The 26,043-nt window shown below is 68.8% G+C and carries 30 protein-coding genes; 21 read left to right on the top strand and 9 right to left on the bottom strand.

Translation table 11 applies throughout. From position 1 onward, the window contains the following. Positions 1–68 precede the first annotated feature (68 nt). From ACGF7Y_RS23990 to ACGF7Y_RS23975, 4 genes are all read left to right on the top strand, one after another. On the top strand, positions 69–1,118 hold the full coding sequence (locus ACGF7Y_RS23990) for an aldo/keto reductase (RefSeq protein WP_393236799.1): 1,050 nt from the start codon (positions 69–71) through the stop codon (positions 1,116–1,118). Between the two features lie 26 nt (positions 1,119–1,144). Then, positions 1,145–1,441, top strand: coding sequence for a putative quinol monooxygenase (locus ACGF7Y_RS23985; protein ID WP_393236798.1), 297 nt, complete (start codon positions 1,145–1,147; stop codon positions 1,439–1,441). A gap of 137 nt (positions 1,442–1,578) precedes the next feature. Further along, entirely contained in the window at positions 1,579–2,220 is a 642-nt protein-coding gene (locus ACGF7Y_RS23980) for a class I SAM-dependent DNA methyltransferase (protein ID WP_393236797.1), read from the top strand. Continuing rightward, on the top strand, positions 2,217–2,372 hold the full coding sequence (locus ACGF7Y_RS23975; protein WP_393236796.1) for a hypothetical protein: 156 nt from the start codon (positions 2,217–2,219) through the stop codon (positions 2,370–2,372). Before ACGF7Y_RS23980 ends, ACGF7Y_RS23975 begins: the two co-directional genes overlap by 4 nt. 47 nt (positions 2,373–2,419) lie before the next feature. On the opposite strand, the gene ACGF7Y_RS23970 is transcribed toward ACGF7Y_RS23975, so the two are convergent. Next, positions 2,420–2,599, bottom strand: a complete 180-nt coding sequence (locus tag ACGF7Y_RS23970) for a DUF6011 domain-containing protein (protein ID WP_393236795.1) — start codon at positions 2,597–2,599, stop codon at positions 2,420–2,422. A gap of 76 nt (positions 2,600–2,675) precedes the next feature. Further along, complete coding sequence (locus tag ACGF7Y_RS23965; protein WP_393236794.1) at positions 2,676–3,317, bottom strand: maleylpyruvate isomerase family mycothiol-dependent enzyme; 642 nt, start codon at positions 3,315–3,317, stop codon at positions 2,676–2,678. Positions 3,318–3,389: 72 nt separating this feature from the next. On the opposite strand from ACGF7Y_RS23965, the gene ACGF7Y_RS23960 reads away from it, so the two are divergent. The 4 genes from ACGF7Y_RS23960 (at position 3,390) to ACGF7Y_RS23945 (ending at position 6,645) form a co-directional block, all read left to right on the top strand. Next, positions 3,390–4,316 (top strand): MerR family transcriptional regulator, encoded by a 927-nt coding sequence (locus tag ACGF7Y_RS23960; RefSeq protein ID WP_393236793.1) that lies wholly within the window; start codon positions 3,390–3,392, stop codon positions 4,314–4,316. A 285-nt stretch (positions 4,317–4,601) separates the two neighbouring features. Next, positions 4,602–4,988, top strand: a complete 387-nt coding sequence (locus ACGF7Y_RS23955; protein ID WP_393236792.1) for a hypothetical protein — start codon at positions 4,602–4,604, stop codon at positions 4,986–4,988. A 164-nt stretch (positions 4,989–5,152) separates the two neighbouring features. Beyond that, entirely contained in the window at positions 5,153–6,082 is a 930-nt protein-coding gene (locus ACGF7Y_RS23950; protein ID WP_393236791.1) for a serine/threonine-protein kinase, read from the top strand. 140 nt (positions 6,083–6,222) lie between these two features. Next, the gene (locus ACGF7Y_RS23945; protein ID WP_393236790.1) at positions 6,223–6,645 is read left to right on the top strand and encodes a hypothetical protein; all 423 of its coding nucleotides are present in this window, start codon (positions 6,223–6,225) and stop codon (positions 6,643–6,645) included. Here ACGF7Y_RS23945 and ACGF7Y_RS23940 read toward each other — a convergent pair. Next, positions 6,636–7,571, bottom strand: coding sequence for an SDR family NAD(P)-dependent oxidoreductase (locus ACGF7Y_RS23940; RefSeq protein WP_393236789.1), 936 nt, complete (start codon positions 7,569–7,571; stop codon positions 6,636–6,638). The two genes, ACGF7Y_RS23945 and ACGF7Y_RS23940, sit on opposite strands and share 10 nt — an antisense overlap. Positions 7,572–7,713: 142 nt before the next feature. Between ACGF7Y_RS23940 and ACGF7Y_RS23935 the strand changes: the two genes are divergently transcribed. Continuing rightward, complete coding sequence (locus ACGF7Y_RS23935; RefSeq protein ID WP_393236788.1) at positions 7,714–8,577, top strand: helix-turn-helix transcriptional regulator; 864 nt, start codon at positions 7,714–7,716, stop codon at positions 8,575–8,577. 197 nt (positions 8,578–8,774) lie between these two features. Here the strand turns inward: ACGF7Y_RS23935 and ACGF7Y_RS23930 are convergent, their stop codons facing one another. Further along, the gene (locus tag ACGF7Y_RS23930) at positions 8,775–9,386 is read right to left on the bottom strand and encodes a TetR/AcrR family transcriptional regulator (protein ID WP_393236787.1); all 612 of its coding nucleotides are present in this window, start codon (positions 9,384–9,386) and stop codon (positions 8,775–8,777) included. A 77-nt stretch (positions 9,387–9,463) separates the two neighbouring features. On the opposite strand from ACGF7Y_RS23930, the gene ACGF7Y_RS23925 reads away from it, so the two are divergent. The 4 genes from ACGF7Y_RS23925 (at position 9,464) to ACGF7Y_RS23910 (ending at position 13,045) form a co-directional block, all read left to right on the top strand. Beyond that, positions 9,464–10,471 carry a GlxA family transcriptional regulator gene (locus ACGF7Y_RS23925; protein WP_393236786.1) on the top strand — a complete coding sequence of 336 codons (1,008 nt, stop codon included), beginning with the start codon at positions 9,464–9,466 and terminating at the stop codon, positions 10,469–10,471. Positions 10,472–10,573: 102 nt separating this feature from the next. After that, the gene (locus ACGF7Y_RS23920) at positions 10,574–11,296 is read left to right on the top strand and encodes an alpha/beta fold hydrolase (protein ID WP_393236785.1); all 723 of its coding nucleotides are present in this window, start codon (positions 10,574–10,576) and stop codon (positions 11,294–11,296) included. A 41-nt stretch (positions 11,297–11,337) separates the two neighbouring features. Continuing rightward, positions 11,338–12,303: an alpha/beta hydrolase gene (locus ACGF7Y_RS23915; protein ID WP_393236784.1), complete on the top strand. Its 966-nt coding sequence runs from the start codon at positions 11,338–11,340 to the stop codon at positions 12,301–12,303. A gap of 19 nt (positions 12,304–12,322) precedes the next feature. After that, positions 12,323–13,045: an alpha/beta fold hydrolase gene (locus ACGF7Y_RS23910; RefSeq protein WP_393236783.1), complete on the top strand. Its 723-nt coding sequence runs from the start codon at positions 12,323–12,325 to the stop codon at positions 13,043–13,045. A gap of 231 nt (positions 13,046–13,276) precedes the next feature. On the opposite strand, the gene ilvD is transcribed toward ACGF7Y_RS23910, so the two are convergent. After that, positions 13,277–14,983 (bottom strand): dihydroxy-acid dehydratase, encoded by a 1,707-nt coding sequence (gene ilvD / locus ACGF7Y_RS23905; protein ID WP_393236782.1) that lies wholly within the window; start codon positions 14,981–14,983, stop codon positions 13,277–13,279. Positions 14,984–15,113: 130 nt separating this feature from the next. Between ilvD and ACGF7Y_RS23900 the strand changes: the two genes are divergently transcribed. After that, on the top strand, positions 15,114–15,494 hold the full coding sequence (locus ACGF7Y_RS23900; protein WP_393236781.1) for a helix-turn-helix domain-containing protein: 381 nt from the start codon (positions 15,114–15,116) through the stop codon (positions 15,492–15,494). Here ACGF7Y_RS23900 and ACGF7Y_RS23895 read toward each other — a convergent pair. The 4 genes from ACGF7Y_RS23895 to ACGF7Y_RS23880 form a co-directional block, all read right to left on the bottom strand. Then, positions 15,491–16,084, bottom strand: coding sequence for a ClpP family protease (locus ACGF7Y_RS23895; protein ID WP_040865263.1), 594 nt, complete (start codon positions 16,082–16,084; stop codon positions 15,491–15,493). The genes ACGF7Y_RS23900 and ACGF7Y_RS23895 overlap by 4 nt on opposite strands. 145 nt (positions 16,085–16,229) lie before the next feature. Beyond that, on the bottom strand, positions 16,230–16,835 hold the full coding sequence (locus ACGF7Y_RS23890) for a ClpP family protease (RefSeq protein ID WP_040865262.1): 606 nt from the start codon (positions 16,833–16,835) through the stop codon (positions 16,230–16,232). A gap of 206 nt (positions 16,836–17,041) precedes the next feature. After that, positions 17,042–18,625, bottom strand: coding sequence for a hypothetical protein (locus ACGF7Y_RS23885; RefSeq protein ID WP_393236780.1), 1,584 nt, complete (start codon positions 18,623–18,625; stop codon positions 17,042–17,044). A 421-nt stretch (positions 18,626–19,046) separates the two neighbouring features. Next, complete coding sequence (locus tag ACGF7Y_RS23880; RefSeq protein ID WP_393236779.1) at positions 19,047–19,637, bottom strand: TetR/AcrR family transcriptional regulator; 591 nt, start codon at positions 19,635–19,637, stop codon at positions 19,047–19,049. Positions 19,638–19,728: 91 nt separating this feature from the next. Here ACGF7Y_RS23880 and ACGF7Y_RS23875 point away from each other — a divergent pair, with 91 nt between their 5' ends. The 7 genes from ACGF7Y_RS23875 to ACGF7Y_RS23845 all read left to right on the top strand — a co-directional run bounded on the left by ACGF7Y_RS23875 (position 19,729) and on the right by ACGF7Y_RS23845 (position 26,040). Beyond that, the gene (locus tag ACGF7Y_RS23875; protein ID WP_393236778.1) at positions 19,729–20,937 is read left to right on the top strand and encodes an acyl-CoA dehydrogenase family protein; all 1,209 of its coding nucleotides are present in this window, start codon (positions 19,729–19,731) and stop codon (positions 20,935–20,937) included. Between the two features lie 53 nt (positions 20,938–20,990). Beyond that, positions 20,991–21,989, top strand: coding sequence for a phosphotransferase family protein (locus ACGF7Y_RS23870; RefSeq protein ID WP_393236861.1), 999 nt, complete (start codon positions 20,991–20,993; stop codon positions 21,987–21,989). 77 nt (positions 21,990–22,066) lie between these two features. After that, positions 22,067–22,966, top strand: a complete 900-nt coding sequence (locus ACGF7Y_RS23865; protein ID WP_393236777.1) for a tyrosine-type recombinase/integrase — start codon at positions 22,067–22,069, stop codon at positions 22,964–22,966. Beyond that, entirely contained in the window at positions 22,966–23,244 is a 279-nt protein-coding gene (locus ACGF7Y_RS23860) for a hypothetical protein (RefSeq protein ID WP_393236776.1), read from the top strand. The genes ACGF7Y_RS23865 and ACGF7Y_RS23860 overlap by 1 nt, the downstream gene beginning before the upstream one ends. A gap of 104 nt (positions 23,245–23,348) precedes the next feature. Then, positions 23,349–23,636: a hypothetical protein gene (locus ACGF7Y_RS23855; protein WP_393236775.1), complete on the top strand. Its 288-nt coding sequence runs from the start codon at positions 23,349–23,351 to the stop codon at positions 23,634–23,636. Between the two features lie 128 nt (positions 23,637–23,764). Continuing rightward, entirely contained in the window at positions 23,765–23,950 is a 186-nt protein-coding gene (locus tag ACGF7Y_RS23850; protein WP_393236774.1) for a hypothetical protein, read from the top strand. After that, on the top strand, positions 23,947–26,040 hold the full coding sequence (locus ACGF7Y_RS23845; RefSeq protein ID WP_393236773.1) for an AAA family ATPase: 2,094 nt from the start codon (positions 23,947–23,949) through the stop codon (positions 26,038–26,040). The genes ACGF7Y_RS23850 and ACGF7Y_RS23845 overlap by 4 nt, the downstream gene beginning before the upstream one ends. The last annotated feature ends 3 nt before the right edge of the window (positions 26,041–26,043 follow it).

Below are 26,043 nucleotides of genomic sequence, written 5' to 3'. Positions count from 1 at the left end.
TAGCCCTCGTCGCGGCGGTCAAGGTCGGAAACACGAAAACAACATCGAGAAGAAATGAGCACCGCGCAATGACCAACCTGACCCCGATCCCCCTCGGCACCACCGGCATGGACATCACCCGACTCGGCTTCGGCTCGTGGGCCGTTTCCGGCTCGGGCTGGACCTTCAGTTGGGGCGCCACGGACGACGCCGAGTCGGTCGCCGCGATCCGCCACGCGCTGGACGCGGGCGTCAACTGGATCGACACCGCCGCGGTGTACGGCCTGGGCCATTCGGAGGAACTGGTGGGCAAGGCCGTCTCCGGCCTGCCGCAGGCCGACCGCCCGTACATCTTCACCAAGGTCGGCCTGGTCTGGGACCCGGAGAATCCGTCGGCCGCGCCTCGGCGGATCATGAAGCCCGCCAGCGTGCGCCGCGAGGTCGAAGACTCCCTGCGGCGGCTGGGCGTCGACCACATCGACCTCTACCAGGTGCACTATCCCGACACCGGCGAATCGCTGGAGTACGCAGGTGGCGGGTTCGGCGCGGTGTCGCCGAACGCCACCCCGGTGGAGGAGTACTGGCAGGTCATGGCCGACCTGAAGGCCGAGGGCAAGGTCCGGGCCATCGGATTGTCCAATCACACGCCCGATCTGCTCGAGGCCGCCGAACAGATCGCGCACGTCGACGTCATCCAGCCGCCGTTCTCGGCGATCAACCGGTCGTCCGCCGCCGAGATAGCCTGGGCTCGCGCGCACGAGACCGGCGTGATCGTCTACTCGCCGCTGCAATCCGGCCTGCTCACCGGGGCCTTTTCCGCCGAGCGGGTGGCCGGTCTGCCCGCCGAGGACTGGCGGAGGGCCCACCACGACTTCACCACCGGCCTGACCGCCAACCTCCAGTTGGCGGACACGCTGCGCCCCATCGCCGCACGGCACGGCGCCACCGTCGCCGAGGTGGCCATCGCGTGGGTGCTGGCGTGGCCCGGTATCACCGGAGCCATCGTCGGCGCACGCAGGTCCGACCAGGTCGACGGCTGGATCGGCGCGGAGTCGGTGGCGTTGACGCCCTCGGACCTGGCCGAGATCGCCGCCGCGATCACCTCCTCCGGCGCGGGCACCGGTCCCGCTCGGCCGTGAAAACCTCTACCGCACAGGAGATCACCATGTCGCTGACCGTCATCGCCGAGTGCCTGGCCGCGCCCGGGCAAGAGGATCGCCTTCGCACCGCGCTGGAGGCGATGATCGAGCCTTCGCTGGAGGAGCCCGGCTGCCTGGATTACCGGCCCTACCTCGACCCGAACCACGTCGGCCGGATGGTGATCGTCGAGGAGTGGACCAGCGCGCAGGCCCTCGACGAACACTTCACGACCGCGCACTTCCGACACGTGAAGCAGGTACTCGAATTCGTGCTCGCCGAGCCGATGACCATCCGCATACTGGTCGCCGCCTCCACCGGGTGATCGTCGAGAGCCCCGCGCCGGAACCCCGACCGACAATGGCCATGTGGTCGGGGTTCCGGACCGGGGCTCTGACAACGGATTCGAAGTGGTCCACAGGCCGGGAGCGATTCGCCGTTGTGGCCCTAGTGTGCTTGCTTGTGATCGAACCCTCCTCGCACCTTCGCGCGACGGCAGATGCCTACGATGCCGTCGCCGTCCGCTATGCCGAACTCCCCCGCGACGATCTCGAGGCCATCGCGCTGGATCGCGCGGTGCTCGCCGCGTTCGCCGAGCTCGCACGGAGCGCTGATCCCGGACTCGTCGCCGAACTCGGGTGCGGCCCCGGACCGGTGACCGCGCACCTGCGAGACCTGGGACTGGACGTCTTCGGCGTCGACCTGTCACCGGTGATGATCGAGCTCGCCCGCGAGACCTACCCGCAGTTGCGGTTCGAGGTCGGTTCCATGGACGCCTTGGACCTGGGTGACGGCGAGCTGCGGGGCATCGTGTCCTGGTACTCGGTCATCCACGCTCCGCCGCAGGTCATCCCCTCGTACTTCGCCGAGTTCCATCGGGTGCTCGCCGCCGGTGGACACCTATTGCTCGCGTTCTTCGAATCGGAGAACGAGCCGGTGACGGTGTTCGACCACAAAGTGACGGCAGCCTACCGGTGGCCGATCGACGACCTCGCCAGGCTGGCCCGCGACGCCGGATTCATCGAAATCGGCCGGATGCTGCGTGAACCGTGCGAGAACGAGCGGTTCCGCCGGGGCCATCTGCTGATGCGCCGAGGCGGATGACCCGTCTGGAACACCGGCGCGAGCCGGAGGCCGGTGCAGCGGTTGCGATCGCCCCGAACCGCTCCACCGGCGGCACAGGCGACGGCCTCCAGCGTTTCAGCGAGACCTTCCCCGAGGCCACCCCTATCGCGGCCGCCGTCATGCGCACCTGACCCGTGGACCGATCAGCCGAGGTTGCCGATCGGCGACCGCATCGCACTCACGCCGCGACCTCGAACAATGTCAGTTCTGCCGAATTCAGCGCGGACTCGGCGCGCTCCCGAGCGGCGCAGGTCGGTCCGATTCCCTGGGCGACCGATTGCGGCGACAGGAGCCAACCGTGACAGCGACGGCAATGGGCGACCAGTCGCACCGTGGGGCGGTCATCAATGGTGGCCACTTCGTTCTCCTCTGGCCGGGCGACTACGTCGTCAGTTTGGCACGAGGCACCGACACGAACTCCGAATTCTCGTTAGCTACTGGCTGTTCAGGCGCGGGACGCCCTCGCCCGTGAGGTGTTCCTGCCCGGCGCGGCGACCGGTGACCAGCAGGAGCAGTGCGGCGGCCGGGCCTTCGACAAGAGGTCCCGAGCCGACGGCCCATCCGGTGTCGGTGGCGACGAGGTGATACCGGGACAGCTCGCGGGATCGGAAACCATCCGTGGCCCAGATTCTCTCGAGAGCCGATCGCGCGGCATCGACGGGCATCTGCCGGGTGATGCCGAGGGGCACCGCGATGTCCTGGCCGTGTACCAGCAGGTCCATCAGTCGATCGGCGGCGGTGGTGCCGATCGGCGTCGAGCGCAGCGTGATTCCCTCACGCAGCGCGGCGAGCAACTGGTTCGGCGTGGTGCGGTCGGCGAGACGGATCGCGGTCTCCCGGATGGCGCGGTCGAAGTTGCCACGGGCGCGGAGCACGTTGACCAGAATCCAGCCGAGGCCGGGGTTCGCGGAGAGCACGATATGGGCGACGACATCACGCACCCGCCAGCCCTCGCACAGGGAACCGTGGTTCCAGTCGGACTCCGGCAGAGTCTCCAGCAGTTCGATCAAACTCGCCCGTTCAGCGGCGACCGCGCGCCAGATCTGGTCGGTGGTCATCGTCGCGCTACCGGTCATCAGCGTGCTCCTTCTCAGCGGGGGTGGTTCCAGTACGGTAGGAACTCCACCCGGGTGGAGGTTCCAGCGATCGTGACCGACGACACACGACATACCGGCTCGGTGAGCATCGGGGAGTTGTCGCGACTGACCGCCGTGCCGGTTCGGACCATCCGCTTCTATTGCGATCACGAGATCTTGGATTCGCACCGCACCACCGGCGGGCACCGGATCTTCGATCGCGGCACCGCGGTCGATCGTCTGCTGTTGGTGCGCAGGCTGCGTGCGCTCGGCGTCTCATTGACCGCGATCGCGGACGTCCTCGCGGGCACCGTCTCCCTCGCCGACGCGGTCGCCGCCGAACGTCGTGCGCTGGACATCGAACTGGCCGCGTTGACCTGGCGGCGTGCCTCGTTGCGGGCTGTCGAAGACGCCGCGTCAACCCAACGGGCCGCTCGCTTGGAAGCACTGGCCGCTGTCCAGGACCGCCACCGCACACACGACGCGATCGTGGCGTTCTGGCGACGCGTACTCACTCCCATCCCACCGGGCCTGCTCGACGAGTTCGTCGCGATGAACGTGCCCGGCCTACCGGACGACCCCCCTGCCCACCACATCGCCGCCTACGCCGAACTGGTCTCTCTCAGCGCCGATCCCGCGCTCCACGTCGCTATGTCACGCCAGTTCTGGCGATCGAACCGGACCGTCATCCGCCACCGGCGTGAACTCCTCACCGGGGTCGCTCAGGCATGCCAGGCCGCCGGTCACCGGCTGCTCGCCCACCAGCCACCTCGGCCCGGCCCCGAGCTCGACCAGTTCGTCGACGCCCACGCCGTCGCCCGCGGCACCCGCGACACACCACAGTTCCGCCACGAACTGCTCAGTGGCGCAACCGACACCGATCACCGCATCCACCGTTACTGGCACCTCACCGACCGGATCACCCACACCCCCACCGTCGGCGCCGCGCATCATTGGCTCTACCTCGCACTCACCCGATCCGTCGACGCACCCGGCTGACCGCGCGGCGCCGGGAGCACCTCGACGTCCCTGCCTCGCCTCGCCGCAGCCCGCCGACACGTTCATCCCGGTGGAACTTCGCTGACCTGGAGAGCCGAGGCGCGGCAAGCAGCGATGGCGACCGGACGTGGACGACACCCGAGGGGGCCGCGGGACGATGTCGTTGTCCTCCGTCTGCGCAGGTCCGGCCGCATAGCTGCCGATTGATCGCAGCCGCATGAGATCTCGCACACGTCCTGAGGAAAGATGATGGCCATGACCGCATCTCGACTGTTTCGTTCATTGGTGGGTGCCGTACCCGCGGTGCTCGCCGTCGTCAGCTTCACCGCGGCCGGAGGGGCCGCGACCGCCCAAGCCGCGCCCGGCATTCCTTCGGTCCCCGGTGTCGTGCAGCGCCTGCAGATCGCCCCTGGCCAGAACCACATCGATGCCAGTGGCAACGTCGCCCAGGGCAAGGCCGACAGCTACTCCATCGCCACGGCGCCGGGGCAGCGCCTGAGCTTCGACGTCACCGGCAACGCCCGCGTCTCGGTGGCCCCGCTGATCGGGCCGCAAATCGCCAACGAGGTCCCGCATGCCGATCTCGTCGCCGACGGCAACGACTACCAGGTCGTCGTCTCCTCCGCCGACGGCGGGCCGGCCGCCTACACCCTGACGGTCACCGCCGTCTGACGCCCACCCTGTTGCCTGCCGGCCTGAGGTGTTGGCACCACAAACCTTCAGGTCGGCGGGAAGCATCGCCCACTGGCGGACACCTGCCGCGATGGGGCAGTGCCGTTGGGCACACGTAGGCAAACCCCGGCGTGCGAGTCCTTGCGGCGAACTATGGTGAGGCGGTGCTGCTAGAACCAGGTGACCAGTTCGCGGGATTCATCGTGCGGGGCCCGCTCGGACACGGGGGCAGCAGCGCGGTGTACCTGGCCGAGGATCCGGAATGGTCGCGGCCGGTGTCGCTGAAGATCCTGGGGCCCGAAGACAGCCGATCGCCCGAGGCGCGCGCTCGATTCGTGCACGAGTTCGACATCTTGTCGGCGCTGCGACACCCCGACATCGTGCGCATGTATACGCACGGTGAAACCGACGGCAGGCTGTGGTCGGCGCACGAGTACGTGGCAGGTGCGACGGGTTCGACGTTGGTGCCGCATCGGCATCCGGATCTCCGGCAGGTGCTCCACGTACTGAGGCATGTCGCGGCAGGACTGGACTTCGCCCACGCCAACGGGGTGGTCCATCTCGACGTGAAGCCGGCGAACGTACTGGTCGGGACGGACGAGCCCGCGACGGTCAAGATCTCGGACTTCGATTCGGCCCGGTGGCTGCACCGGCCCGAACCGCCGCTGTCATCCAATGGTTTCGTCGTCGTTTCGGTGCCCTACGCCGCGCCGGAGCTGCTGCGAGCGGACACCGTGTCGCCTGCGACGGACCAGTACGCACTGGCCTGTTCGGCCATCGAACTGCTCACCGGTCACACACCATTCGCTCGCGCGAACCTCATGGCCACCGCCGAGGCCCAGTTGCACGAGCCGCCTCCCACGCTCTCCGCGCGCCACCGCTGGATCCCGCCCGAAGTCGACGCGATCCTGCACCGGTCGCTCGCCAAGGACCCCGGTGACCGCTACGACTCGTGCGGCGAGCCCATCCGCCTGCTCACCGAGGCCCTCCGCGACATCGATCCCCGGCCCCTCGCCCCCATACTGAACCGCTTGAAAGTGACGTTCACTCGATCGCAGCTGAGGAATCTCACCGTCGGACGGATCGGTGGCTGAGCGTTCAGCGATCGCCTATGCACTGACGAAGGTAGTGCCGTTCTCAACCATCCGCTCGGCCCCGAATCCTCGCCCGCACGTGGTGCGGTGGTTTTGCCGGTTTCCTTGCGATCAGGCGGTGCGGCGGTCACGCTGAAAGTATGCGGACCCGCGATATCGAGGTCGGGTGCACCTATATGGTGCTGGTCCCGCAGCGCCTGCCGCGCAGTCGATACCCCGATTGCGACCAGCCGGGCTCGCTCACTTGGGCGTGGTCGTGGCTGCGCGGCGGCCGGTTCCGGCTCACTGTCACCGGGATCGATCACACCAGCGATCCGACCACCGTCGAGGGCCTGCGGATCACCGCGAACTCGCGCATCGCCGTGATGCTGACTCCCGAACAAGCCGATGCCCTCGGATTGCCGGATGGGGTGTTCCGGGTGCGCGGGACCTTGTTCGACGGCGAGGACCGGCCCGTGCGCCTGCCCGAGGTCGAACCGCTGCGGGTCCCGGCCCGCTGGCTGCGACCGGTCGAGCAGCCCTGCTTCACGCACCGCGACATCGACTGCTTCCCCTATTTGTGAGCTGAGCCGCGATCGGGCGCGATGAAACGCTCCAGAGCTTCCCAGAGTTCGGCTTCGCGCCGCGGGTCGTACGACTCCTCCGACGAGCGGGCCACCCGGTCGCGGTCGACATAGGCGCCGGTCGGCGCGGCGGTGGCGCCGAGGACGACGTCCGCGAGACAGCGCCCGGCTGCGGCGCGGCTGGTCGCGAACCGCGTGCGGGTCAGCAGCGGCAGGATACGGCGCATCGCGAACCGGGACGCCGGACCCGCGTTGCGGGCGAGGTCGGTGCCGGGCACGAACCCCGGGTTGAAGCCGACGGCATCGATCCCGGCTCGCAGGCGGCGCGCGTACTCGTGCACGAGGTAGATGGCGGCGAGTTTGCTCGTCGAATAAGCGGTGCGTCCGGCGGCGGTGCCGCGCGGCTCGGGAAACGCGCCGGGACGGGCGAGGACGTCGGGCGACCGCCAGACCGGGCCGGGCACCATGCCCAAGTTGTGCGCGAAGTCGCCGAAATGGGTGTCGCTCACCGTGATCACGATCCGGGCCGGGGTGTGGAAGCGGTCCTCCAGCAGGCGGACGAACAGATGGTTGGCGAGCACGTTGACGGCGAAGGTGGACTCGAATCCGCCGGGCCCCTCGGTGAGCGCGTTCGTGTACTGGATCCCCGCGTTGCCCACGAAACCGTGCAGCGGCGGCAGCTCGCCCCGGTCGAGCCTGCCGCGGATCTCGACCGCGGCCGAACGCACACTGTCCGGCACGCCGAGGTCAACGGCGACGTGCGATACCCGGCGCCCCGTCCCGCCGAGTTCGGCGGCCAGTCGTGCGCCGGTGGACCCGCGGGCGGCGACGACGAGATGCACCTGCGGCGCCCCCCGGAGAATGCGCTCCGCGGCGACACGGCCGATCCCGCGACTCGCCCCGGTCATCACGATGGTCGACGGCATGGGAACCTCCCGCATTGGTTTCCGACGGCCCGGTCGGGCGTCTCCATAGTCACCGCCGCGGCCATCGGCAACCAGTGCCACGCCCGTCACCTGGACTGGCAGTACCCAGGCTGGTCCGGCGCAGGGCGGCGAGAATGAAGGCGTGACTTCCGCCCGCTCCGATTTCGGCGAACTCCTGCATACCTGGCGCGATCGCCTCTCGCCTGCCGACGCCGGCTTCGCGGTGACGCGCGGCCGCCGCGCTCCGGGACTGCGCAGGGAGGAGCTCGCTCAGCTGGCCGGGCTCTCGGTGGACTACATCCTGCGCTTGGAGCAAGGCCGGGCGCGTAACCCTTCGGCGCAGGTGGTCGGCGCCCTCGCGCGAGCCATGCAGCTCTCCCGGGCCGAGCGCGACGAGCTGTATCGCAGAGCCGGGCTCCTGCCGCCCCAGGACGGGACGATCGGCACGCACGTGCCCCCGGGCATTCAACGGCTCACCGCACGTCTCGGCGACGTCCCGATCGGGGTCTTCGCCGCCGACTGGACGCTCGTGTGGTGGAACGGCATGTGGAGCGCCCTGCACGGTGACCCCTCGATGGTCCCGGCCGGTGAGCGAAACCTGGCGCGGGCCGTTTTCGGCGCGGGCGCGGCGCGCGCCTCGGTCCGTCCCTTCCGATCCGACCGCGCGGAAGGCTCGTTCGCGGCCTCGATCGTCGCCGATCTGAAGGACGCGATGTCCCGCTACCCCGCCGACGCCCGGCTCGATCACCTCGTCCGAGATCTGCGGGCCACGTCGGAGGCCTTCGCCCAGCTCTGGACGACGGCGACCGCGTCCCAGCACACGAGCGACCGGAAGACGATCCGACATCCTGAGATCGGCGACATCTCCCTCGACTGCGACGTCCTCGTCGTCCCGGGCGCGGACCTCCGCATGGTCACTTATACGGCCGCGGCCGGAAGCGACGACGCGGGGAAGCTCGATCTGCTCCGCGTCACGAACGGCCGGGCGGCGGGCACGCTCCCCTGAACCAGGGCGGGCCGGACGACGAGGTCACGTCGTACGGCGCTCGCCGCGCGGCAGGCCGAGGTGCGCCCGACGGCCGAAGGATCGCGCGGCGGCGTCCTGCGCTTCGCGCTCCGACGCGGGATGGACAAGCCGACGCGCGCAGGGCGCTCACCTGCACTCGGGCGGAAACAGATGGCGGCCGATGTCCTCGACCCGGGTCAGTGCACGAGCTGGTCGGCCCAGGCCGGTGGCAGCGCCGCACTCGACACATCGGCGATCTCGTGCAGCCGCTGCGCGGGAAATCCCAGGCGGCTCAATTGGATCAACCCCTGGGCGACCACCACGACATTGGCGCTGACGGCCGAGAGCGTGGCTTCGTCGTCGTCTCCGGCCTCGCGCATCGCGGGTCGCAGCCGGTCGGCGACGCCCTGTTCCATCTCCGTGGTGGTCCGGCTGCCGATGGTGGCGACTTCGGGGATCCGGCCGGCGAGCTGGGCGATGCTGTTGATCATCAGGCAACCGCGCCGATCCGGCTGCGCGGCGCAGTCTTCGATGATCGCCTGGTACAGCCCGCGCACCGCGGCGCGCGCCGAACCGCCCGCCGAACCGATGGCCTCCCGGACCAGCCGCGTGCGGCGCTGGCAATAACGTTCGAACGCGGCCAGGAACAGACCCTGTTTGCTGCCGTAGGCGGCGTAGATGCTTCCGTTCCCGACGCCGGTCGCCAGCGAGACGTCCTCCACCGATGTGCTGTCGAAACCCTTCGACCAGAACAGCTCGGTCGCGGCGTCGAGCAGGTTCGATTCGTCGAACTGGCGCGGCCGTCCCATGGGCTCACCGTACCAATCGGTGTGCGAGGTCCGGCACATCACTTGTTCTGGAGCCGTACCTCCATAATACTGTTGACATGTCCTACAACTTCGCCGCTTCGCCCAGCAAACGTGTGGGCATCCTGGTGTTCGACGGCGTGAAGATGCTCGACTTCGTCGGGCCCGCGGAGGTGTTCGTCGAGGCGAACCAGTCGGTGGCGGGGTACGAGGTGGTTCTGGTCTCGGCCGATGGCAAGGACGCGCAGACTTCGATCGGCGCGCGGGTCGAGGTGAGCTGCGCGGCCGAGGACTCGGGCCGCTTCGATACGGTGGTGATCCCGGGAAGCGAGCTGCCACCCGGCAAATTCGTGACTCCCGAGGTTCTTGCCGCCGCGCGGCATCTCTCCTGCAACACGCGGCGGCTGGCGTCCATCTGCAGCGGCGCGTTCGTGCTGGCCGATCTGGGCCTGTTCGACGGCAGGCGGGCGACCACCCACTGGAAGTTCGCGACCGAACTGGCGCGGCGCTACCCGTCGATCGAGGTGGATCCGGACGCGATCTTCGTGCGGGACGGCAATCTGTACAGCTCGGCGGGCGTCGCGGCGGGCGTCGATCTGGCGCTGGCGCTGGTCGAAGAGGATTACGGCGCCGACGTCACCCGGCACGTGGCCCAGTCGCTGGTGGTGCACATGCAGCGCGCGGGCGGTCAATCCCAGTTCTCCGCGTCGCTGAGCGGACCGGCGCCGCGCAGCCCGCTCGTTCGCGGGGTCGTGGACCTCATCTGCGCCGACCCGGCGTATCCGCACACCGTCCAGACGCTGGCCGCCCACGCGCGCGTCAGCGTCCGGCATCTGACCCGGCTGTTCCGCGCGGAACTCGAACGCTCGCCCGCGGAGTACGTCGCGTTCATCCGTTTCGGAACGGCCCGGGACATGCTGCACGCCGGATACAGCGTGACGGAGGCCGCCATGGCTGCGGGCTACGGCACCAGCGAGGCGTTGCGCCGCGCGTTCGTGACCCGTCTGGGCATCTCCCCGCGCAAGTACCAGCAGCGCTTCCGGTCGACCGCCCGCACGGATCTGGTGATGGAGCGGGCCGTGTCCTGATCGGAGGCTTTTGTGGCCCGTGAGGAGGGGCGCAAAGCGGGGCGTGCGGCCGAGACTGAGTCGGCCACAGCGCCACTTGCGAGCGCTGAAGAAAGGAACACCATGTCAGCCCCGGCAAGTCCGACCATCGTCCTGGTGCACGGCGCCTTCGCCGACGCCGCGAGCTGGGCCCCCGTCACCGAACGGCTGCTCGACCGAGGCCATCGTGTTCTGGTCCCCCCGGTGTTCAACCGCAGCCTGTCGGCCGACGCCGCCTACATCAAGTCGTTCGTGGAGCAGATCGACGGGCCCGTGCTGCTGGCCGGGCATTCCTATGGCGGGGCGGTCATCACCGTGGCCGGCGTCGCCGACAACGTCGTGGGCTTGGTCTACGTGTCCGGCTATGCCCTGGAGGAAGGCGAGAGCCTCGGGCAGTTGCAGGGTGGGTTCCCGGATTCCGACCTGGCGGCCAACCTCGTCTACGCGCCGTACCCGATCGAGGGCGCCGAGCCCGGCACGGACGTCTCGGTCGACATCGCCGCCTTCCCCACGATCTTCGCCGCGGGCCTCGATCCGGCGAAGGCCGCGGTCCTCGCGGTCTCGCAACGGCCGTTGTCGGCGATCGCGTTCGGCGAGCCCGCATCGGCGGCCGCGTGGAAGACGAAACCGGCCTGGGGCATCGTGTCCAGCGCCGACCACACGATCAATCCCGACGTCGAGCGATTCGGCTACAAGCGCGCCGGATTCCGCGCCGTGGTCGAGATCGACGGACCACACCTGGTGATGCAGACCCACCCCGACGACGTCGTGGCCGTCATCACCGACGCGATCGCCCACTCGGCCTGAGCCACAACAGTTCCCACCATACTTACGAGAGAGGCACGATCATGTCAGGAAACCCGCTGGGCATCTCGCTCGAACAGGCGGCGCAGGAGTTCGTCGACGCGACCTCGCAGCCGCCGTTCCTCTACCAGCTCCCGCCCGAGGAGGGCCGCAAAGCGGTGGACTCCGTGCAGGACGCGCCGATCTTCAAGCCCGAGATCGACGAGGAGTGGATCACCGTCGAGGGCGGGCCGACCGGCTCGGTGCGGGTCCGGATCGTCAAGCCGCAGGGCGTCACCGGGACGCTGCCGGTGATCGTCTACACCCACGGCGCGGGATGGGTGTTCGGCGACGCGCACACCCATGACCGCCTGGTGCGCGATCTCGCCGTCGGCGCCGACGCCGCCGTGGTGTTCCCCGAATACGATCGGTCGCCGGATGTGCGCTACCCGGTGGCCAACGAGCAGTCCTACCGCGTTGCCCAGTGGGTCACCGCCAACGGCGCGGAGAAGGGCCTCGACTCGTCCCGGATCGCGATCGCGGGTGACTCGGTCGGCGGCAACATGGCCATCGCGCTGACCCTGATGGCCAAGGAGCGCGGCGACGTCTCCTTCGTGCAGCAGGTGCTGTTCTACCCGGTGACCGACGCCAACTTCGACACCGGCTCCTACCAGCGGTTCGCCGAGGGGTACTTCCTCACGCGCGAGGGCATGAAGTGGTTCTGGGATCAGTACACCACCAGCGCGGACGAGCGCGCGCAGATCACCGTCTCGCCGCTGCGGGCGACCACCGAGCAGCTGGCCGGGCTGCCGCCCGCGCTGGTGATCACCGCCGAAGCCGATGTGCTGCGCGACGAGGGCGAGGCCTTCGCGGGCAAGTTGCGCGCCGCGGGCGTGCCGGTCACGCAGGTGCGCTACGGCGGCATCGTCCACGACTTCGTGATGGTCAACTCGCTGCACGACACCCATGCCGCCAAGGCCGCGGTAGCGCAGGCCGTCGCGACGCTGCGGTCCGCCCTGCACCCCGCCTGACCCCGAAGGAACCACACTCGTGAGCACCGATACTTCCGCGCCGACCATCGTGCTGGTCCACGGTGCGTTCGCCGACTCCTCCAGTTGGAACGGGGTTGTCGAACGACTGCGCGCACAAGGGCATTCCGTGATCGCGGCCGCCAACCCGCTGCGCGGCCTCGACAGCGACGCCGCCTATGTGGCCTCGGTTCTCGACTCCGTGGAAGGGCCGTGCGTTCTGGTCGGCCATTCCTACGGCGGGAGCGTCATCACGGTCGCCGCCGCTGGGAAGTCGAATGTCGAAGCGCTCGTCTACATCGCCGCATTCATCCCCGACGAGGGCGAGAGCGCATTGCAGTTGACGGACAAGTTCCCCGGATCGACGCTCGGCCCGACCACCCGGCCCGCCTCCTACCCGCTTCCCGACGGGGGCACCGGTACCGAGCTCTACATCCGGCAAGAGCAATTCCACCAGCAGTTCGCCGCCGACGTGCCCGCCGCCACCGCCGAACTGATGGCCGCGACCCAGCGGCCGGTGGCCTTGGACGCCTTGCAACAGCCCGCGACCGCCACCGCCTGGCGGGGCATCCGGTCGTACGCGCTGATCACCGGCGAGGACAAGAACATTCCGGTGGAAGCGCAGCGATTCATGGCCCAGCGGGCGGGATCCGAGGCTGTCGAGGTGGCGGCCTCACACGCGGTCTCGGTGTCCACGCCTGACGTCGTCGCCGCCCTGATCGCCCGAGCGGCGGCAGGCGAGTAGTACGGCCTCGGTAGCCCCGCGCGGCAGGGATTTCGCTCCGCGCGGGCTACCGAGACCGTCGTCGGTCAGGACATGAAACCGCGATCCGATCTGCTCGACGGCGACCGGCACGGACGCCGAATCGATGACGACCGTCAGCGGGGCGTCGGATTCGTTGATCATCGCAGGATGCGGACCCGAGGCAGGGCGCAGCGACGTAGCGATCGGCCGGACGATCGTCCGGGGAGGCGCTCAGTCGCAGACGGCCCCGATCGAGGCCGAGCCCACCAGCTTCGTGTACTTGGCCAGGACGCCGCGGGTGTAGCGGGGCGGCAGGGGTTTCCAGCCTTCGCGACGGCGGGCGAGTTCTTCGGCATCGACCAGCAGGTCGAGGGTGCCCGCCGCGACGTCGAGGCGGATCTGGTCGCCGTGGCGCACGAAGGCGATGGGGCCGCCGTCCACGGCTTCCGGTGCGACGTGCCCGACACACAGGCCGGTGGTGCCGCCGGAGAAGCGTCCGTCGGTGAGCAGCAGGACGTCCTTGCCCAGTCCCGCGCCTTTGATGGCGGCGGTGATGGCCAGCATCTCACGCATCCCGGGACCGCCTTTCGGGCCCTCGTACCGGATGACGACCACGTCACCCGCCGCGATCGTGCCGTCCTCGAGCGCGTCCATCGCTGCTCGTTCCCGGTCGAAAACGCGGGCCGTGCCGGTGAATACGTCGGAGTCGAAGCCCGCCGACTTGACGACGGCGCCATCCGGCGCGAGCGAACCGGACAGGATGGTGATGCCACCGGTCGGATGGATCGGCGACGCCATCGCGCGGATCACCTTGCCGTCGGGATCCGGCGGGGCGATGTGGGCCAGGTTCTCCGCCACCGTCTTTCCCGTCACGGTCAGGCAGTCGCCGTGCAGCAAGCCGGCATCGAGCAAAGCCTTCATCATGACCGGCACGCCGCCGATCCGGTCCACGTCGGTCATCACGTGCTTACCGAAGGGTTTGACGTCGGCGAGGTGCGGCACGCGGCGGCCGACGCGCGCGAAATCGTCCAGCGACAGATCGACGTTCGCCTCGTGCGCGATGGCCAGCAGGTGCAGCACCGCGTTGGTGGAGCCGCCGAACGCCATGACGACCGCGATCGCGTTCTCGAACGCGGGTTTGGTGAGGATGTCGGAGGGGGTGATGCCCTGCCGGATCAACTCGATCACGGCCTCGCCGCTGCGGCGGGCGTAACCGTCGCGGCGACGGTCGGTCGCGGGGGGCGCCGCGCTGCCGGGCAGCGACATGCCCAGCGCTTCGGCCGCGCTGGCCATGGTGTTGGCGGTGTACATGCCGCCGCAGGCTCCCTCGCCGGGGCAGATCGCCCGTTCGATGGCGGCGACGTCCTCCCGGCTCATCAGCCCGCGGGCGCAGGCGCCGACCGCTTCGAACGCGTCGATGATCGTCACCTCGCGCTCGCTGCCGTCGGAGAGCTTGGCGATGCCGGGCAGGATCGACCCCGCGTAGAGGAACACGCTCGCCAGGTTCAGCCGGGCCGCGGCCATCAGCATCCCGGGCAGCGATTTGTCGCAGCCGGCCAGCAGCACCGAGCCGTCGAGCCGCTCGGCCTGCATCACCGTCTCGACGCTGTCGGCGATCACCTCACGCGAAACCAACGAGAAATGCATTCCCTCGTGACCCATGGAGATGCCGTCGGAGACCGAGATGGTGCCGAACTGCATGGGGAAGCCGCCGCCGGAGAAGACGCCGTCCTTACAGCCTCGGGCGAGCCGGTCCAGGGACAGATTGCAGGGAGTGATCTCGTTCCACGAGGAGGCCACGCCGATCTGCGGCTTCTCCCAGTCGTCGTCGCCCATGCCGACCGCGCGCAGCATCCCTCGGGCGGCGGTCTTCTCCAGGCCGTCGGTGACGTCGCGGCTGCGCGGCTTGAGATCGGAGACCTTCGAATTCTCGGGCATGGTTTCCCATCATGCTCGCCTCCGCGCGGATTACGACGGCGACCACGCCGAATCCGCCCATATCGCCGCACTCGTCCGCTCAGAGCGTAATGCCGGGCAGACCCACGCTCCGGGACCGTACGCTCTGCTCATGAGCGAGCACCCGAGACTTCACTCGATTCCCGGTGGACGCGACGACCGGCCGCAGGTCCCGCCGACGCCGCCGGAACCCCTGTGGCGCGAGGTGCTCGGCGAACAGTTGCGCACCCTGCGGCAGGACCGCAGCGAGACACTGGTCGAAACCGCCCGGCGGGCTGGCATTTCCCCGCAGTACCTGTCCGAGGTGGAGCGGGGCCGCAAGGAGCCGTCGAGCGAGATGATCGCCGCCCTGGCCGGATCTCTCGGCACCACGCTGGGTGACCTCATCGGCCAGGTGGCGGACGATCTTCGCGCCCGGCGCCGGATCGCCTTCTTGCAGCGGTCGGCGCCGCGTTCCGGCGCCGGGCCCACGCTCATGGCCCTGGCGGCCTAGTCCCGCCGCCCCAGGACCTGGTCGACGAGGCCGTATTCGACCGCGGCCGAGGCGGTGAAGACCCGGTCGCGATCGGTGTCGCGCCGGAGCCGCTCCACCGTCTGCCCGGTGTGCCGCGACAGGATCGACTCGATCTCCGCCCGCATCCGCACCAGCTCGTCGGCCTGCAGGATCAGATCGGGGATCGTTCCCTGCCCGCGCGCGGCGGGTTGGTGCAGGACCGCCCTGGCGTGCGGGAGCATGGCGCGGCGGCCGGGCTCACCGCCCGCCAGCAACACCGCGCCGACCGCGATCGCCTGACCGACGCAGGTGGTCTGCACAGGTGACTGGATGTGCTGCATGGTGTCGTACACCGCGAGCATGGAGGGCAGATCGCCGCCCTCGCAGTTGATGTAGAGGTTGATCTCCTGCTCGGGGCTCTCCGATTCCAGGTGCAGCAGCTGCGCGATGAGCGCGTTGGCCACGCCCGAGTCGATGGGCGTACCGAGATAGACGATGCGCTCGGCGAGCAGGTGGGAGTAGATATCGGTGATCCGCTCGCCACCGCGCGGGTGCTGCGCGATCACATTCGGAATGGTGTAGGTACTCATACTGTGTCCCTTCCGGCACCAGCGGGGCCCTGCGTGGTCACGCTGCGCTGCCGCCTCCGGGCCTGACCGCTCATGCCATATCCACTTCCGGCACCAGCGGGCCCCTGCGTGGTCACGCTGCGCTGCCGCCTCCGGGCCTGACCGCTCATGCCGAGATCCCGATTCGCTGGCGTTGCGGGACGATCTGCCCGAACGAGTCGACGATGTGGTCGATGAAGCCGTATTCCTTGGCTTGCGTGGCGGTGAACCAGCGGTCGTGCAGCGAATCCTCGTAGATCCGGTCGAACGGCTGGCCGGTGTCCTCGGCGATGATGCCGAGCACCGTGTCGACGGTGTAGCGCAGATCGTCGGCCTGGACCTCGACGTCGACGGCGGTGCCGCCGATGCCCGCCGATCCCTGGTGCATCAGCACCCGGGCGTGCGGCAGGGCGAAACGCCTGCCCTTGCTCCCCGACGACAGCAGGAACTGCCCCGCGCTGCAGGCCAATCCGAGCGCGAGCGTGGAGACTTCACACGGCACCAGCCGCATCACGTCGCGGATGGCGAGCATCGAGGGAACCGATCCGCCCGGCGAATGGATCCACAGCGAGATGCCCGCGTCCGGGTCCTCGGCGGCGAGTGTGAGCAGCTGGGTCATCAGCAGCGTCCCGTTGTCGTCGTCGAGCGCGCCGTCGAGCACGACTATGCGGCGGCTGAGCAGTTGCTCGCGTGCCCGCCAGCTGAACATCGGGGTCTTGTCATCGTGAGCCATGGCTCCACGGTGCCGCACGCGCGGCGCCGGACCGCTCCCTCGCTGCCCTCGGCAGATCCGCTCTCAGCAGTCGAGCGACGGTCGGCCGACGCGGTGAACGGCCTCCTGACGGCAGCGGCGCGACTCGATCCCGAGCGGTGCCCCGAAGACGCCGACGCCCGCCCGCGCGTAGTGCGCGAGCGGGCATTGGCGAAGACGGGGGCTCGCTAGGACTCGCGGCCCGCTGTCGAAGCGGAACGCTGCCTGCTCGCTGCGCGAGCGCGGCGGCGTTCGGCCTGCAGTTCGGCGAGTTCCTGCTCCAGGATGTCGGCGACGCGGAACGAACCGGTGTCGTAGATGTCCGGGGTGCGGGCCGTCGGCGGCTGCGCGATGTCGGGCTTCGGAGTGTCCTTGCCGTTCTTGGGCTCCGGTGCCGGAGCGTCGCTCTTCACCTCGGCCGCCGGACGCCGGGTGACTGCCGGGAGTTCGGCCGTCGGGACCTCCGCCTCGGAGACCGTGCTGTGCGGCTTGGCCCCAGACGGCTGCCGGACGACCACCTTCGCCGCGGCGGGCTCTTCGACGGGCACCCGCGCGGCCGGCCGGTCCTCGGACTTGGCCGCCGGAACCGGTGCGGGCGCGACAGGCTCGCTCGCGACGAGCTTCTTGCCATTGGTGGGCGCGTGGCCGTTGGCGGCGATCGTGACCTCGGCGTCCTCCACCTTCACCGGCGTCGTCGGACGCGTCTGGAAGACTTCCATCGCGTCGAGGTCTTCGATGGACTCGGGCAGCACCGGCTTACGCGGCGTCTCGACCGGCGGCCGCTTCTTCTCGACCTGCACCACGACCTCGGGCTGCTCTTCGAATTCCACCTGCGCGCCGTTGGTTTCGACGGCCTCCACCGCCTCCGGCTCGACGACCTCCACCGGGGGCGCCACCACGACGGGCTGCGGTTCGGGGATCACGTGCTCGTGCGGGATGCCCGGAGCCTCCGGCGCCACCGGCATCCGGTATCGGGGCAGCGTGAGCCGGATCTGCTCGGCCGGGTCGGGCAGGTCGCGGACCTGCTCGGTGGCCCTGGCGATGGCGAGGCCGTAGCGGGCGCTGGCCGCGTCGTGGATGAGCAGCGCGACACCGATCATCACCGGCGCGATGGCGTGCACGGCCGCGTCGTACCAGGCGCCGGCGCGCAGGTAGGGGTAGGTGTTGAGGCTGACGGTCAGGGCCAGCAGGGCCATTTCGGCGGTCGCGACCTGGCGGCGGTTGTCCACCACGCCCCATTCGGCGACCTTGTTGGTGCCGATCATGATGATGATCAGGCAGACGCTGATCATGCCTTCGAGCAGATAGCTGAACCAGTACAGCGGATCGGTCGCGCCACCGGGAGCGATGTTGTGCTGGACGTTGACCGCCGACCACAGCATGCCCGCCGCGACGACACCGGCCAGCGCGCGCAGCGACCAGGACCGATGCCGGTAGAGCGAGGCCAGCTTCGCATGCGGGCTGGATTCGCGTCGTTGCGCGGCAATCGCCTTGCGGGCGAGCAGGAGGTCTCGCATGTCGGCCTTCTCGATCGCTTCGGTGGTCTGCCTGGCGCGGTCGGATGCCGCGGCGGCAGCCTGCGCCTCTTTCCAGCGCTGTCCGCGCTCCTGGGTGCGAATCCGTTCGGCGAGCTCACGTTCGGCATGCAGTTCGTCCTCCGACAGCGCCTCGGTCAGCGCCGGATCGAACTGGTAGGCGAGCCGTCCACGGGCCTTCTCGACCCGCCTCGCCAGCTGTGTAACCTCGTCCTCGATGGGATGTTCGATGACCATCAGCGCTCCCCGCACGGGAGAGTCGATGGCAGACAAGTGATCACGTATGGCAACGGCACGTTTCATTCATAGTCGATCCACCGCTACTGGCGAAACTGTTCATTTGCCATCTCACCCAACTATTCGGCGCGCCGCGGCCGACACACGCGGCACGAGGTGATTTCCCGCGGGTCGCAGGCACTTCTTCGCCACCGCGCGCCAGACCATTGATCGCTCTATGCTGGAGTGGCGCGCTTTCCCTTCGCGGCGGCGCGTGCGCTCCCGCAGCGCGTTCGGATACGCCGGTGCCGCCGAGATTCGCCCCTCGGCGGCACCGGACCGGCCGATCTCCGCACCGGCCCTCCGGCCGCGGATATTTTCGGTGCACTCCCCCGAATCGCGGATGAGTTTCGCAGGGCAATTCCCGGGACGGGCGAACCGCTCAGCTTTCGGCGTCCACCGAGTCGAGCACCCGGGTCAACGTGTCGAACAGCAGCCGGTCCAGCCGGTCCTGGTCTACGTCGTCGCGCGACAACCACTGCACCGTGAGGTCCTCGGCCATGGCCCACCACGACCGCACCACCAGGCGCTCGGCGGTCGACCGCGCGGGCCTGCCGAGCGCGGCGAACACCCGATCGGTCAGCTCGTCGTGCATCCGCTCCATGATCGACTCGAGCACCGGATCCTGCCCGGCGGCGCGAAGCAGTCCCACCAGCGGTCCACTGCGCCTGCGCATGTAGCCGACGAAATTGGCGATCATCGACGCGAGCGGGTCGGCGGCGTACGGGTCGGGGCCGGTACCGCGCAGGAATCGCTGCGACGCGGCGTGCACGAGCTGCGCGTAGTAATCCTGCTTGGTCGGGAAATAGTGGAAGAGCAGCCCGCGTGAGATACCCGCCTGCTGCGCGACCGCGTCGACGGTGATCTGGTGCCAGGGGCGATCGATCAGCATGCCCAGACCGATGCCGATCAGTTGTCTGCGCCGGTCGTCCGCCGAGCGGCGGCCGCTCGCCTGCACGGCGACCTCGGTCATCCACCCTCCTCTATTGAGCAATGCTCAACAATATGCTACCAATGGACTCGACCGGAAGTTGAGCAATGCTCAGCGAGCCTCGAGGATGGGTATGGATTTCACGCATTCCGACCGAGCCGTCCGCCTCACCGATCAGGTGCGGCAGTTCGTGCGCGACGAGATCGAGCCGCGCGACGAGGAGCACGCCGCCGCCCTGCGGGAATCGCCATGGGCGGTGCCGCCGGTGGTCGAAGAGCTGAAGCAGAAGGCGCGGGCGGCGGGTCTGTGGAACCTCTTCCTTCCCGATCCGGAACTCGGGGCGGGCCTGAGCAACGTCGAGTACGCGCCGATGGCCGAGGTGATGGGAGCTTCCGGCTGGGCGTCGGAGGTGTTCAACTGCAACGCGCCCGATACCGGTAATGCCGAGGTCCTGCTGCACTACGGCAGCACCGAGCAGCGGGAGCAGTGGTTGCGGCCGCTGCTGGACGGCACGATCCGCTCGGCGTTCTGCATGACCGAACCCGAAGTCGCCTCCTCGGACGCGACCAATATGGCCGCGACCGCCGTGGTGGACGGCGAGGAGATCGTGCTCAACGGCCGCAAGTGGTGGAGCACCGGCATCGGCCATCCGAACTGCGCGTTCGTCATCTTCATGGGCCTGACCGACCCGGAGGCGCACCCGTATCAGCGGCACTCGATGGTGCTGGTCCCGCTGGACACGCCCGGCGTGCGCGTCGAACGGATGCTCAGCACCTTCGGCTACCTGGACGAACCCTTCGGCCACGGCGAGGTCACCTTCACCGACGTGCGACTTCCGCTGGACGCCGTGATCGCCGGGCCGGGACGCGGATTCGAGATCGCCCAGGGCCGCCTCGGCCCCGGCCGCATCCACCACTGCATGCGCGCCATCGGCCTGGCCGAGCGCGCGCTCGAACTGGCCTGCCGCCGCGCCCTGTCGCGCACGGCGTTCGGAAAGCCGCTGGCCAACCTCGGCGGGAACCGGGAGCGGATCGCCAACGCGCGCGTCGCGATCGACCAGGCGCGGTTGCTCGTCCTGCACACCGCCTGGCTGCTGGACACCAAGGGACTGGCCGGCGCGCGCAGCGAGGTCTCCCAGATCAAGGCGGTCGTGCCGCGGATGACCCAAGAGGTGCTGGACATGGCGATCCAGTTGCACGGCGGCGCAGGCCTTTCCGACGATTTCCCGCTGGCGCGCGCATTCGCGGGCATTCGTTCGCTGCGCTTCGCCGATGGTCCCGACGAGGTGCACCTCGGCGTGATCGCCCGGCAGGAGCTGCGCAAGTACGGAACCGACCGGTGAACGCCGCGGACGCCGCCGCCGTCCGCGCGGAGGACGCCTTCGACGTCGCCGCGATGCACGCCTGGCTCGCCGAGCAGGTGCCCGGTCTGAGCGAGCCCCCCGAGGTGCGCCAATTCTCCGGCGGCGCGTCCAATCTGACGTATCTGCTGCGCTACCCGGATCGCGACTTGATCCTGCGCCGCCCGCCCGGCGGCACCAAGGCGGCTTCCGCGCACGATATGGGCCGCGAATTCCTGGTGCAGCAGCGGTTGCGCCCGCACTACCGCTACGTGCCGCGGATGGTGGCTCGCTGCGCCGATCCGGAGGTGATCGGCAGCGAGTTCTATGTGATGGAGCGCGTGGCGGGCACCATCCTGCGCGGCGATCTCCCCGCCGGCACCAGCCTGTCCCCGGACCAGGCGCGACGGTTGTCCACTACGGCTTTCGACTGCCTGATCGAACTGCACGAAGTGGACCCGGTCGCGGCCGGTCTCACCGGAATCGGCAAGGGCGCCGGTTATGTCGCCCGCCAGGTCGCGGGCTGGTCGCGGCGTTTCGTGGACGCCCGCACCGACAATGTCAGCGATTTCGCCGCGGTGATGGCCTGGCTCGACGCCAACCAGCCCGCGGACGTCGCCACCACCGTCATCCACAACGACTTCCGGCTCGACAATCTGGTGCTGGACCCCGCGGGCTCGGGCGCGATCGTCGGCGTGCTGGACTGGGAGATGGCGACCCTGGGCGATCCCCTGATGGATCTCGGCGGGGCGCTGGCCTACTGGGTGCAGGCGGACGACGACGAGGTCATGCGCGCTTCCCGCCGCCAGCCGAGTCACCTGCCGGGCATGCTGACCCGCGCGCAGATCGTCGAACACTATTGCGCGCGCACCGGCCGCTCGGCCGGGAACTGGCCATTCTACGAGGTCTTCGGATTGTTCCGCTTGGCCGTCATCGCCCAGCAGATCTACTACCGCTATCACCACGGCCAGACCACGAACCCGGCGTTCAAGGACTTCTGGACGCTGATCAACTACCTGGACTGGCGCTGCCGGAAGGTCGCCGGGCTGACCTGAGGTTATGCCGGTTTGTTTTCGAATTGACGCTGAGCACAGCGCTGTCAGTCCAGATAATTCCGAGTAGACTGGTCGGTATGGTTTCTGCTCACATCGACCTCGCCGCACTGCTGCCCAGCTGGCTGCTGGCACTGAAGGCGGAGCGGAAGTCGACGTGGACCGTCAAGTCATACGGCGATGGCGTCCGCGCATTTCTCCGGTGGTGCGCTGCGAATCAGACCGACCCGGTGCTCGACAGGTCCACCGTGCAGGCGTTCATCATTGCGGCGCTCGACGGCGGTTCCGCTCCGGCTACCGCGCTGGCAAAGCAATTCGCGCTCAGGCGATTCAGTGCGTGGCTAGCGGATGAGGACGAGATCGACCGGGACGAGTTGCTCGGCTTGAAGCCGGTGAAGCTCGACGTCAAGGTGACCGACTCCCTCACCGATGACCAACTGAAGGCGCTGATCCGAGCCTGCCAGGGGCGCGAGCTACGGGAACGCCGCGACGAGGCCATCGTCCGGTTCATGGCCGAAACCGGTGCTCGGGCAGGCGAAGTGATCGGGATAACGGTGGACGATGTGGACCTCACCCGAGGGCTGGCAACGGTGCGGCGCGGTAAGGGTGGCCGGGGCCGGGTCGTCCCACTCAGCGCGCAGACATGCCGCGCCATCGACCGCTACCTCCGGGTTCGCCGCGGGCACCGGCTAGCCGATACGCCTGTGTTTTGGTTGGGCGTGGACGGCAAGAGTTTCGGCTACGATGCGCTGCGCAAGACTTTGGCCTATCGCGCAGAGTTGGCCGATATCAAAAACTTTCATCCGCATCTGCTGCGTCACACCGCCGCGACTCGGTGGCTGGCCGCTGGTGGCTCGGAGGGTGGACTCATGGCGGTTGCCGGGTGGAAGCGCCGCGACATGATCGACCGCTACACCGCCGCCACGGCATCGGAACGGGCAGCGGCCGAGGCGCGCGGGCTGGGGCTGGGTGATCTGTGATGACCGACGATATCGAGTTCGTTGCCCCTGGCCCGCTACCGGCCTGCCTGCTCCGTCTGCGGTGTGTTCGCTGTTTCAAGGTGGCGAGCGTCTTCGAGGCCGACCCGTCGCTGTCCGCCGTCGAGCAGATCGTCGCCGGGGGGCATTGGGGACGAACGGGCAGCAAGTGCCACTGCGTCCCGGCACCGGAGCCGCCAGCCGATATCCGCGCGGCGTTGACGAAAGCGCTTCGCCTCGGCACCCCTGTCGAGGTTCCTGGACGCGTCGCACACCGTTAGCTACCCTGGATGATAACGTTCACAAGCCCAAGCGATCGAGCTGCGCGTCGGCAGCAACCTCCGTGGATGATGGGGCGGTCCACGTAGCCCAATGAGGTTGCGCCATGCCCGCGAAATCCGCATCCGAACGCGCCCAAGCCGCAAAGATCGCCGCCCACGAATCCTGGGCTCGCACCGAAGACCGTATTGCCCGGACCGCTCCGGCACGTGATGCCTTCCTGGACCGCTTCGAGCGCCAGGTCGACCCCGAGGGCAAACTGAGCCCCGCCGAACGCGCCCGCCGCGCCGAGAGCAAGCGCAAGGCATACTTCCTGCGTCTGGCGTTGAGGTCCGCGCAGGCTCGTCGCCGCAGGGCAGGGGCCGCCGGAGCAGAGGCGGTGGATGCGGGATGAAGAAAAAAGGAGAAGCCCCCGCCGCCGACCAAAACAACGAGGGCTCAGGAATCCCGAAGGAATGCGGTACCCAGCGTACTCGAGTCTGCACACATCGGGCAACCCGTCGTGGTCGGCGTCGGCGCGGCATGGAATCCGATGCCGCATGGTTCGCCCGTTTCCCCGTCGCGGCTACGCGGACGCGTCCGCTGACCGCTTCGGAAGCCGAGGCGCTGGCCTCCGCGCTGGGGGTGACGCCGATCGGGGTCGTGGAGGTCAGCCGCTCGGGGGCGCGTGTCTTCGTCGGTAGCTTCCGGTTGGGGGTGCCGCGATGAACCGCAGCAGTCGGAGGCAGGTCGCCGAGCTGATCGAATATCTGTTGCCCGATCCGATGAGCGACACCCTGTTCCTCTGCGCGGAGCCGGTGGGCGGCAGCTTCCGGGAGGTCGGCTCGTACGTCGGCTGGGTGGACCAGATAGCGGCCGTCATCGATCAGCTGGGCGACGCCAACGTCTGGTATGCCGCGCAGGAGATGGACGGGGACGGGCGCAGGGAAGCCAACGTGGCCCGGATGCGCGCCGTCTACGCCGATCTGGATTTCAAGGCGGCGGCTCAGGACAGGCTGGAGGCGGTGATCACGGAGTTGGCGGGACTGGTCGGCGCGCGGCCTACGTATGTCGTCGCCAGCGGTCACGGTCTCCAACCGGTGTGGTGCTTCGAGGAACCGTTCGCGGTGGACGACAACGAAGACCGTCGCGAGGCGAAGCATTTGCTGAAGCGCTGGGGTCATCTGGTCGGCCGCGTCGCGGAATCGCATGGCGTGAAGGCAGATTCGGTCTGGGACTTGGCCCGGCTGCTGCGGATGCCGGGTACCACCAATACCAAACCGGACATGGAACCGGTTGCGGCAACGATCGAGTCGCACAGCGGAGAAATGGTGTCGATCGACCGGATTCGCGAGGTCCTGGACGAGAACGACATCCCGGAGCTGTCGGTCGACGAGATCAGCGACGGTATCGCGACCGATGCGGAGGTCGAGGCGTTCATCGCGGAGAACAGGGAGCCGGGCGACGGCGAACGAGCCGAGCAGTTGCGCGACGCCACCCTGCGGATGCTCGATCCGTCGTCGCGGCACCCGAGCATGATGCGGGCGCTGTTCCTGTCGTGCGAGGAGATCGCGGCCGGATTGCAGGCGTCGGCGGTGATCGGGGAGCTACGTCGGTGGTGGGACGAGCACACCGAGCGGCGGGGATACGAGTTCCGTTCGATGCTGGCTACGGCGGTGGCGTCGGCGTCGGGCAAGTCCGAGCAGCAGCTCGCGGAGGTCGAGGTCAACAGTACCCAGAACGTGCCGGTGGTGACGGTGCTGGAAGAAGTCGAGACAACGACGGATACGAACTCGGCGACGGACACGATGCGACTGTGGCGGGCAACCGAACTGGTCGCGTCCGACCCGCCGGGCTGGATCGCACGGAACCGGATACCCAAGGCGTCGGTGACGCTGCTGGTCGGCGACGAGGGTATCGGCAAGTCGCTGTTCTGGGTGTGGCTGGTCACGCTGGTCACGACGGGGCAACCATGTCCCGAATTCGGCATACCGGCGCGCGCCCCCCAGAATGTTCGGCTGATCTTGACCGAGGACGACTGGGTGGCGGTGCGGGATCGGCTGGAGGTAGCCGGAGCGGACCTGGACCGGATACGGGTGCTGTGCGCCGAGCGCGACGGTACCGGTTCACCGACGATGCCAGGACCGGACATGGCATGGGTTTTGGACACGAGCGAGCCGTACGCGCTGCTGGTCGCGGATGCGTGGCTGGACACGGTGCCCGGCAAGCTCAACGTGAAGGACCCGCAACAGGCGCGCAAAGTGCTGCACCCGTGGCGTGAGGCGGCGATTGCGACCGGGGCAACGCAAATGCTCCTGACGCATACCAACCGGATCGTCAGCAACGCGGCGCGCGACCGCTACGGCATCACCGGGGAGCTGCGGAAGAAGGCACGCCTATGCCTGTACGCCCAGACCGACGAGCAAGGGCGACTACTGATCGGACCGGAGAAGGCGAACACCACTGCGACCGTGCCGTCGTCGATATTCCGCGTGGACGTGGTACAGAAGCGCCCCCCGAGTGATGACGACGACGGCACAGTGGCGCGGCTGGTGTACGTCGGCGATTCCGACAAGACGGCAGGCGATCACGTCGTGGAAGCCACCGCGCGGGCTACCGAATCACCTATGGACACGGACTGTCGAGCCTGGCTGCGGGACTACATGGACAAGAACCTGGGAAGTGTCGCCGCGACGGTCGCGGAGAAGGCGATGCACGCCGAGGGATTCACTCAGTACGCGATTCGGACGGCGAAACGGAAACTCGGCATCGTGTCGCGGAAGGACGGAGATCACTGGCTATGGCTGTCCACGCAGTAGGGG

This window comes from Nocardia sp. NPDC047654, from assembly GCF_043205035.1.
GTDB lineage: Bacteria > Actinomycetota > Actinomycetes > Mycobacteriales > Mycobacteriaceae > Nocardia.
Note: the sequence above shows the minus strand (reverse complement) of the source record. Positions and strands in the feature narration are given on the sequence as shown.

What these genes read in the sequence shown, in the direction of transcription:
- ACGF7Y_RS23850 (WP_393236774.1), top strand. Translation starts at nt 23,765, where the DNA reads ATGGAATCCGATGCCGCATGGTTCGCCCGTTTCCCCGTCGCGGCTACG.
- ACGF7Y_RS23940 (WP_393236789.1), bottom strand. Translation starts at nt 7,571, where the DNA reads ATGCCGTCGACCATCGTGATGACCGGGGCGAGTCGCGGGATCGGCCGT.
- ilvD (WP_393236782.1), bottom strand. Translation starts at nt 14,983, where the DNA reads ATGCCCGAGAATTCGAAGGTCTCCGATCTCAAGCCGCGCAGCCGCGAC.
- ACGF7Y_RS23915 (WP_393236784.1), top strand. Translation starts at nt 11,338, where the DNA reads ATGTCAGGAAACCCGCTGGGCATCTCGCTCGAACAGGCGGCGCAGGAG.
- ACGF7Y_RS23870 (WP_393236861.1), top strand. Translation starts at nt 20,991, where the DNA reads ATGCACGCCTGGCTCGCCGAGCAGGTGCCCGGTCTGAGCGAGCCCCCC.
- ACGF7Y_RS23865 (WP_393236777.1), top strand. Translation starts at nt 22,067, where the DNA reads ATGGTTTCTGCTCACATCGACCTCGCCGCACTGCTGCCCAGCTGGCTG.
- ACGF7Y_RS23900 (WP_393236781.1), top strand. Translation starts at nt 15,114, where the DNA reads ATGAGCGAGCACCCGAGACTTCACTCGATTCCCGGTGGACGCGACGAC.
- ACGF7Y_RS23860 (WP_393236776.1), top strand. Translation starts at nt 22,966, where the DNA reads ATGACCGACGATATCGAGTTCGTTGCCCCTGGCCCGCTACCGGCCTGC.
- ACGF7Y_RS23945 (WP_393236790.1), top strand. Translation starts at nt 6,223, where the DNA reads ATGCGGACCCGCGATATCGAGGTCGGGTGCACCTATATGGTGCTGGTC.
- ACGF7Y_RS23890 (WP_040865262.1), bottom strand. Translation starts at nt 16,835, where the DNA reads ATGGCTCACGATGACAAGACCCCGATGTTCAGCTGGCGGGCACGCGAG.
- ACGF7Y_RS23880 (WP_393236779.1), bottom strand. Translation starts at nt 19,637, where the DNA reads ATGACCGAGGTCGCCGTGCAGGCGAGCGGCCGCCGCTCGGCGGACGAC.
- ACGF7Y_RS23895 (WP_040865263.1), bottom strand. Translation starts at nt 16,084, where the DNA reads ATGAGTACCTACACCATTCCGAATGTGATCGCGCAGCACCCGCGCGGT.
- ACGF7Y_RS23845 (WP_393236773.1), top strand. Translation starts at nt 23,947, where the DNA reads ATGAACCGCAGCAGTCGGAGGCAGGTCGCCGAGCTGATCGAATATCTG.
- ACGF7Y_RS23930 (WP_393236787.1), bottom strand. Translation starts at nt 9,386, where the DNA reads ATGGGACGGCCGCGCCAGTTCGACGAATCGAACCTGCTCGACGCCGCG.
- ACGF7Y_RS23855 (WP_393236775.1), top strand. Translation starts at nt 23,349, where the DNA reads ATGCCCGCGAAATCCGCATCCGAACGCGCCCAAGCCGCAAAGATCGCC.
- ACGF7Y_RS23965 (WP_393236794.1), bottom strand. Translation starts at nt 3,317, where the DNA reads ATGACCGGTAGCGCGACGATGACCACCGACCAGATCTGGCGCGCGGTC.
- ACGF7Y_RS23985 (WP_393236798.1), top strand. Translation starts at nt 1,145, where the DNA reads ATGTCGCTGACCGTCATCGCCGAGTGCCTGGCCGCGCCCGGGCAAGAG.
- ACGF7Y_RS23885 (WP_393236780.1), bottom strand. Translation starts at nt 18,625, where the DNA reads ATGGTCATCGAACATCCCATCGAGGACGAGGTTACACAGCTGGCGAGG.
- ACGF7Y_RS23990 (WP_393236799.1), top strand. Translation starts at nt 69, where the DNA reads ATGACCAACCTGACCCCGATCCCCCTCGGCACCACCGGCATGGACATC.
- ACGF7Y_RS23975 (WP_393236796.1), top strand. Translation starts at nt 2,217, where the DNA reads ATGACCCGTCTGGAACACCGGCGCGAGCCGGAGGCCGGTGCAGCGGTT.
- ACGF7Y_RS23925 (WP_393236786.1), top strand. Translation starts at nt 9,464, where the DNA reads ATGTCCTACAACTTCGCCGCTTCGCCCAGCAAACGTGTGGGCATCCTG.
- ACGF7Y_RS23920 (WP_393236785.1), top strand. Translation starts at nt 10,574, where the DNA reads ATGTCAGCCCCGGCAAGTCCGACCATCGTCCTGGTGCACGGCGCCTTC.
- ACGF7Y_RS23875 (WP_393236778.1), top strand. Translation starts at nt 19,729, where the DNA reads ATGGATTTCACGCATTCCGACCGAGCCGTCCGCCTCACCGATCAGGTG.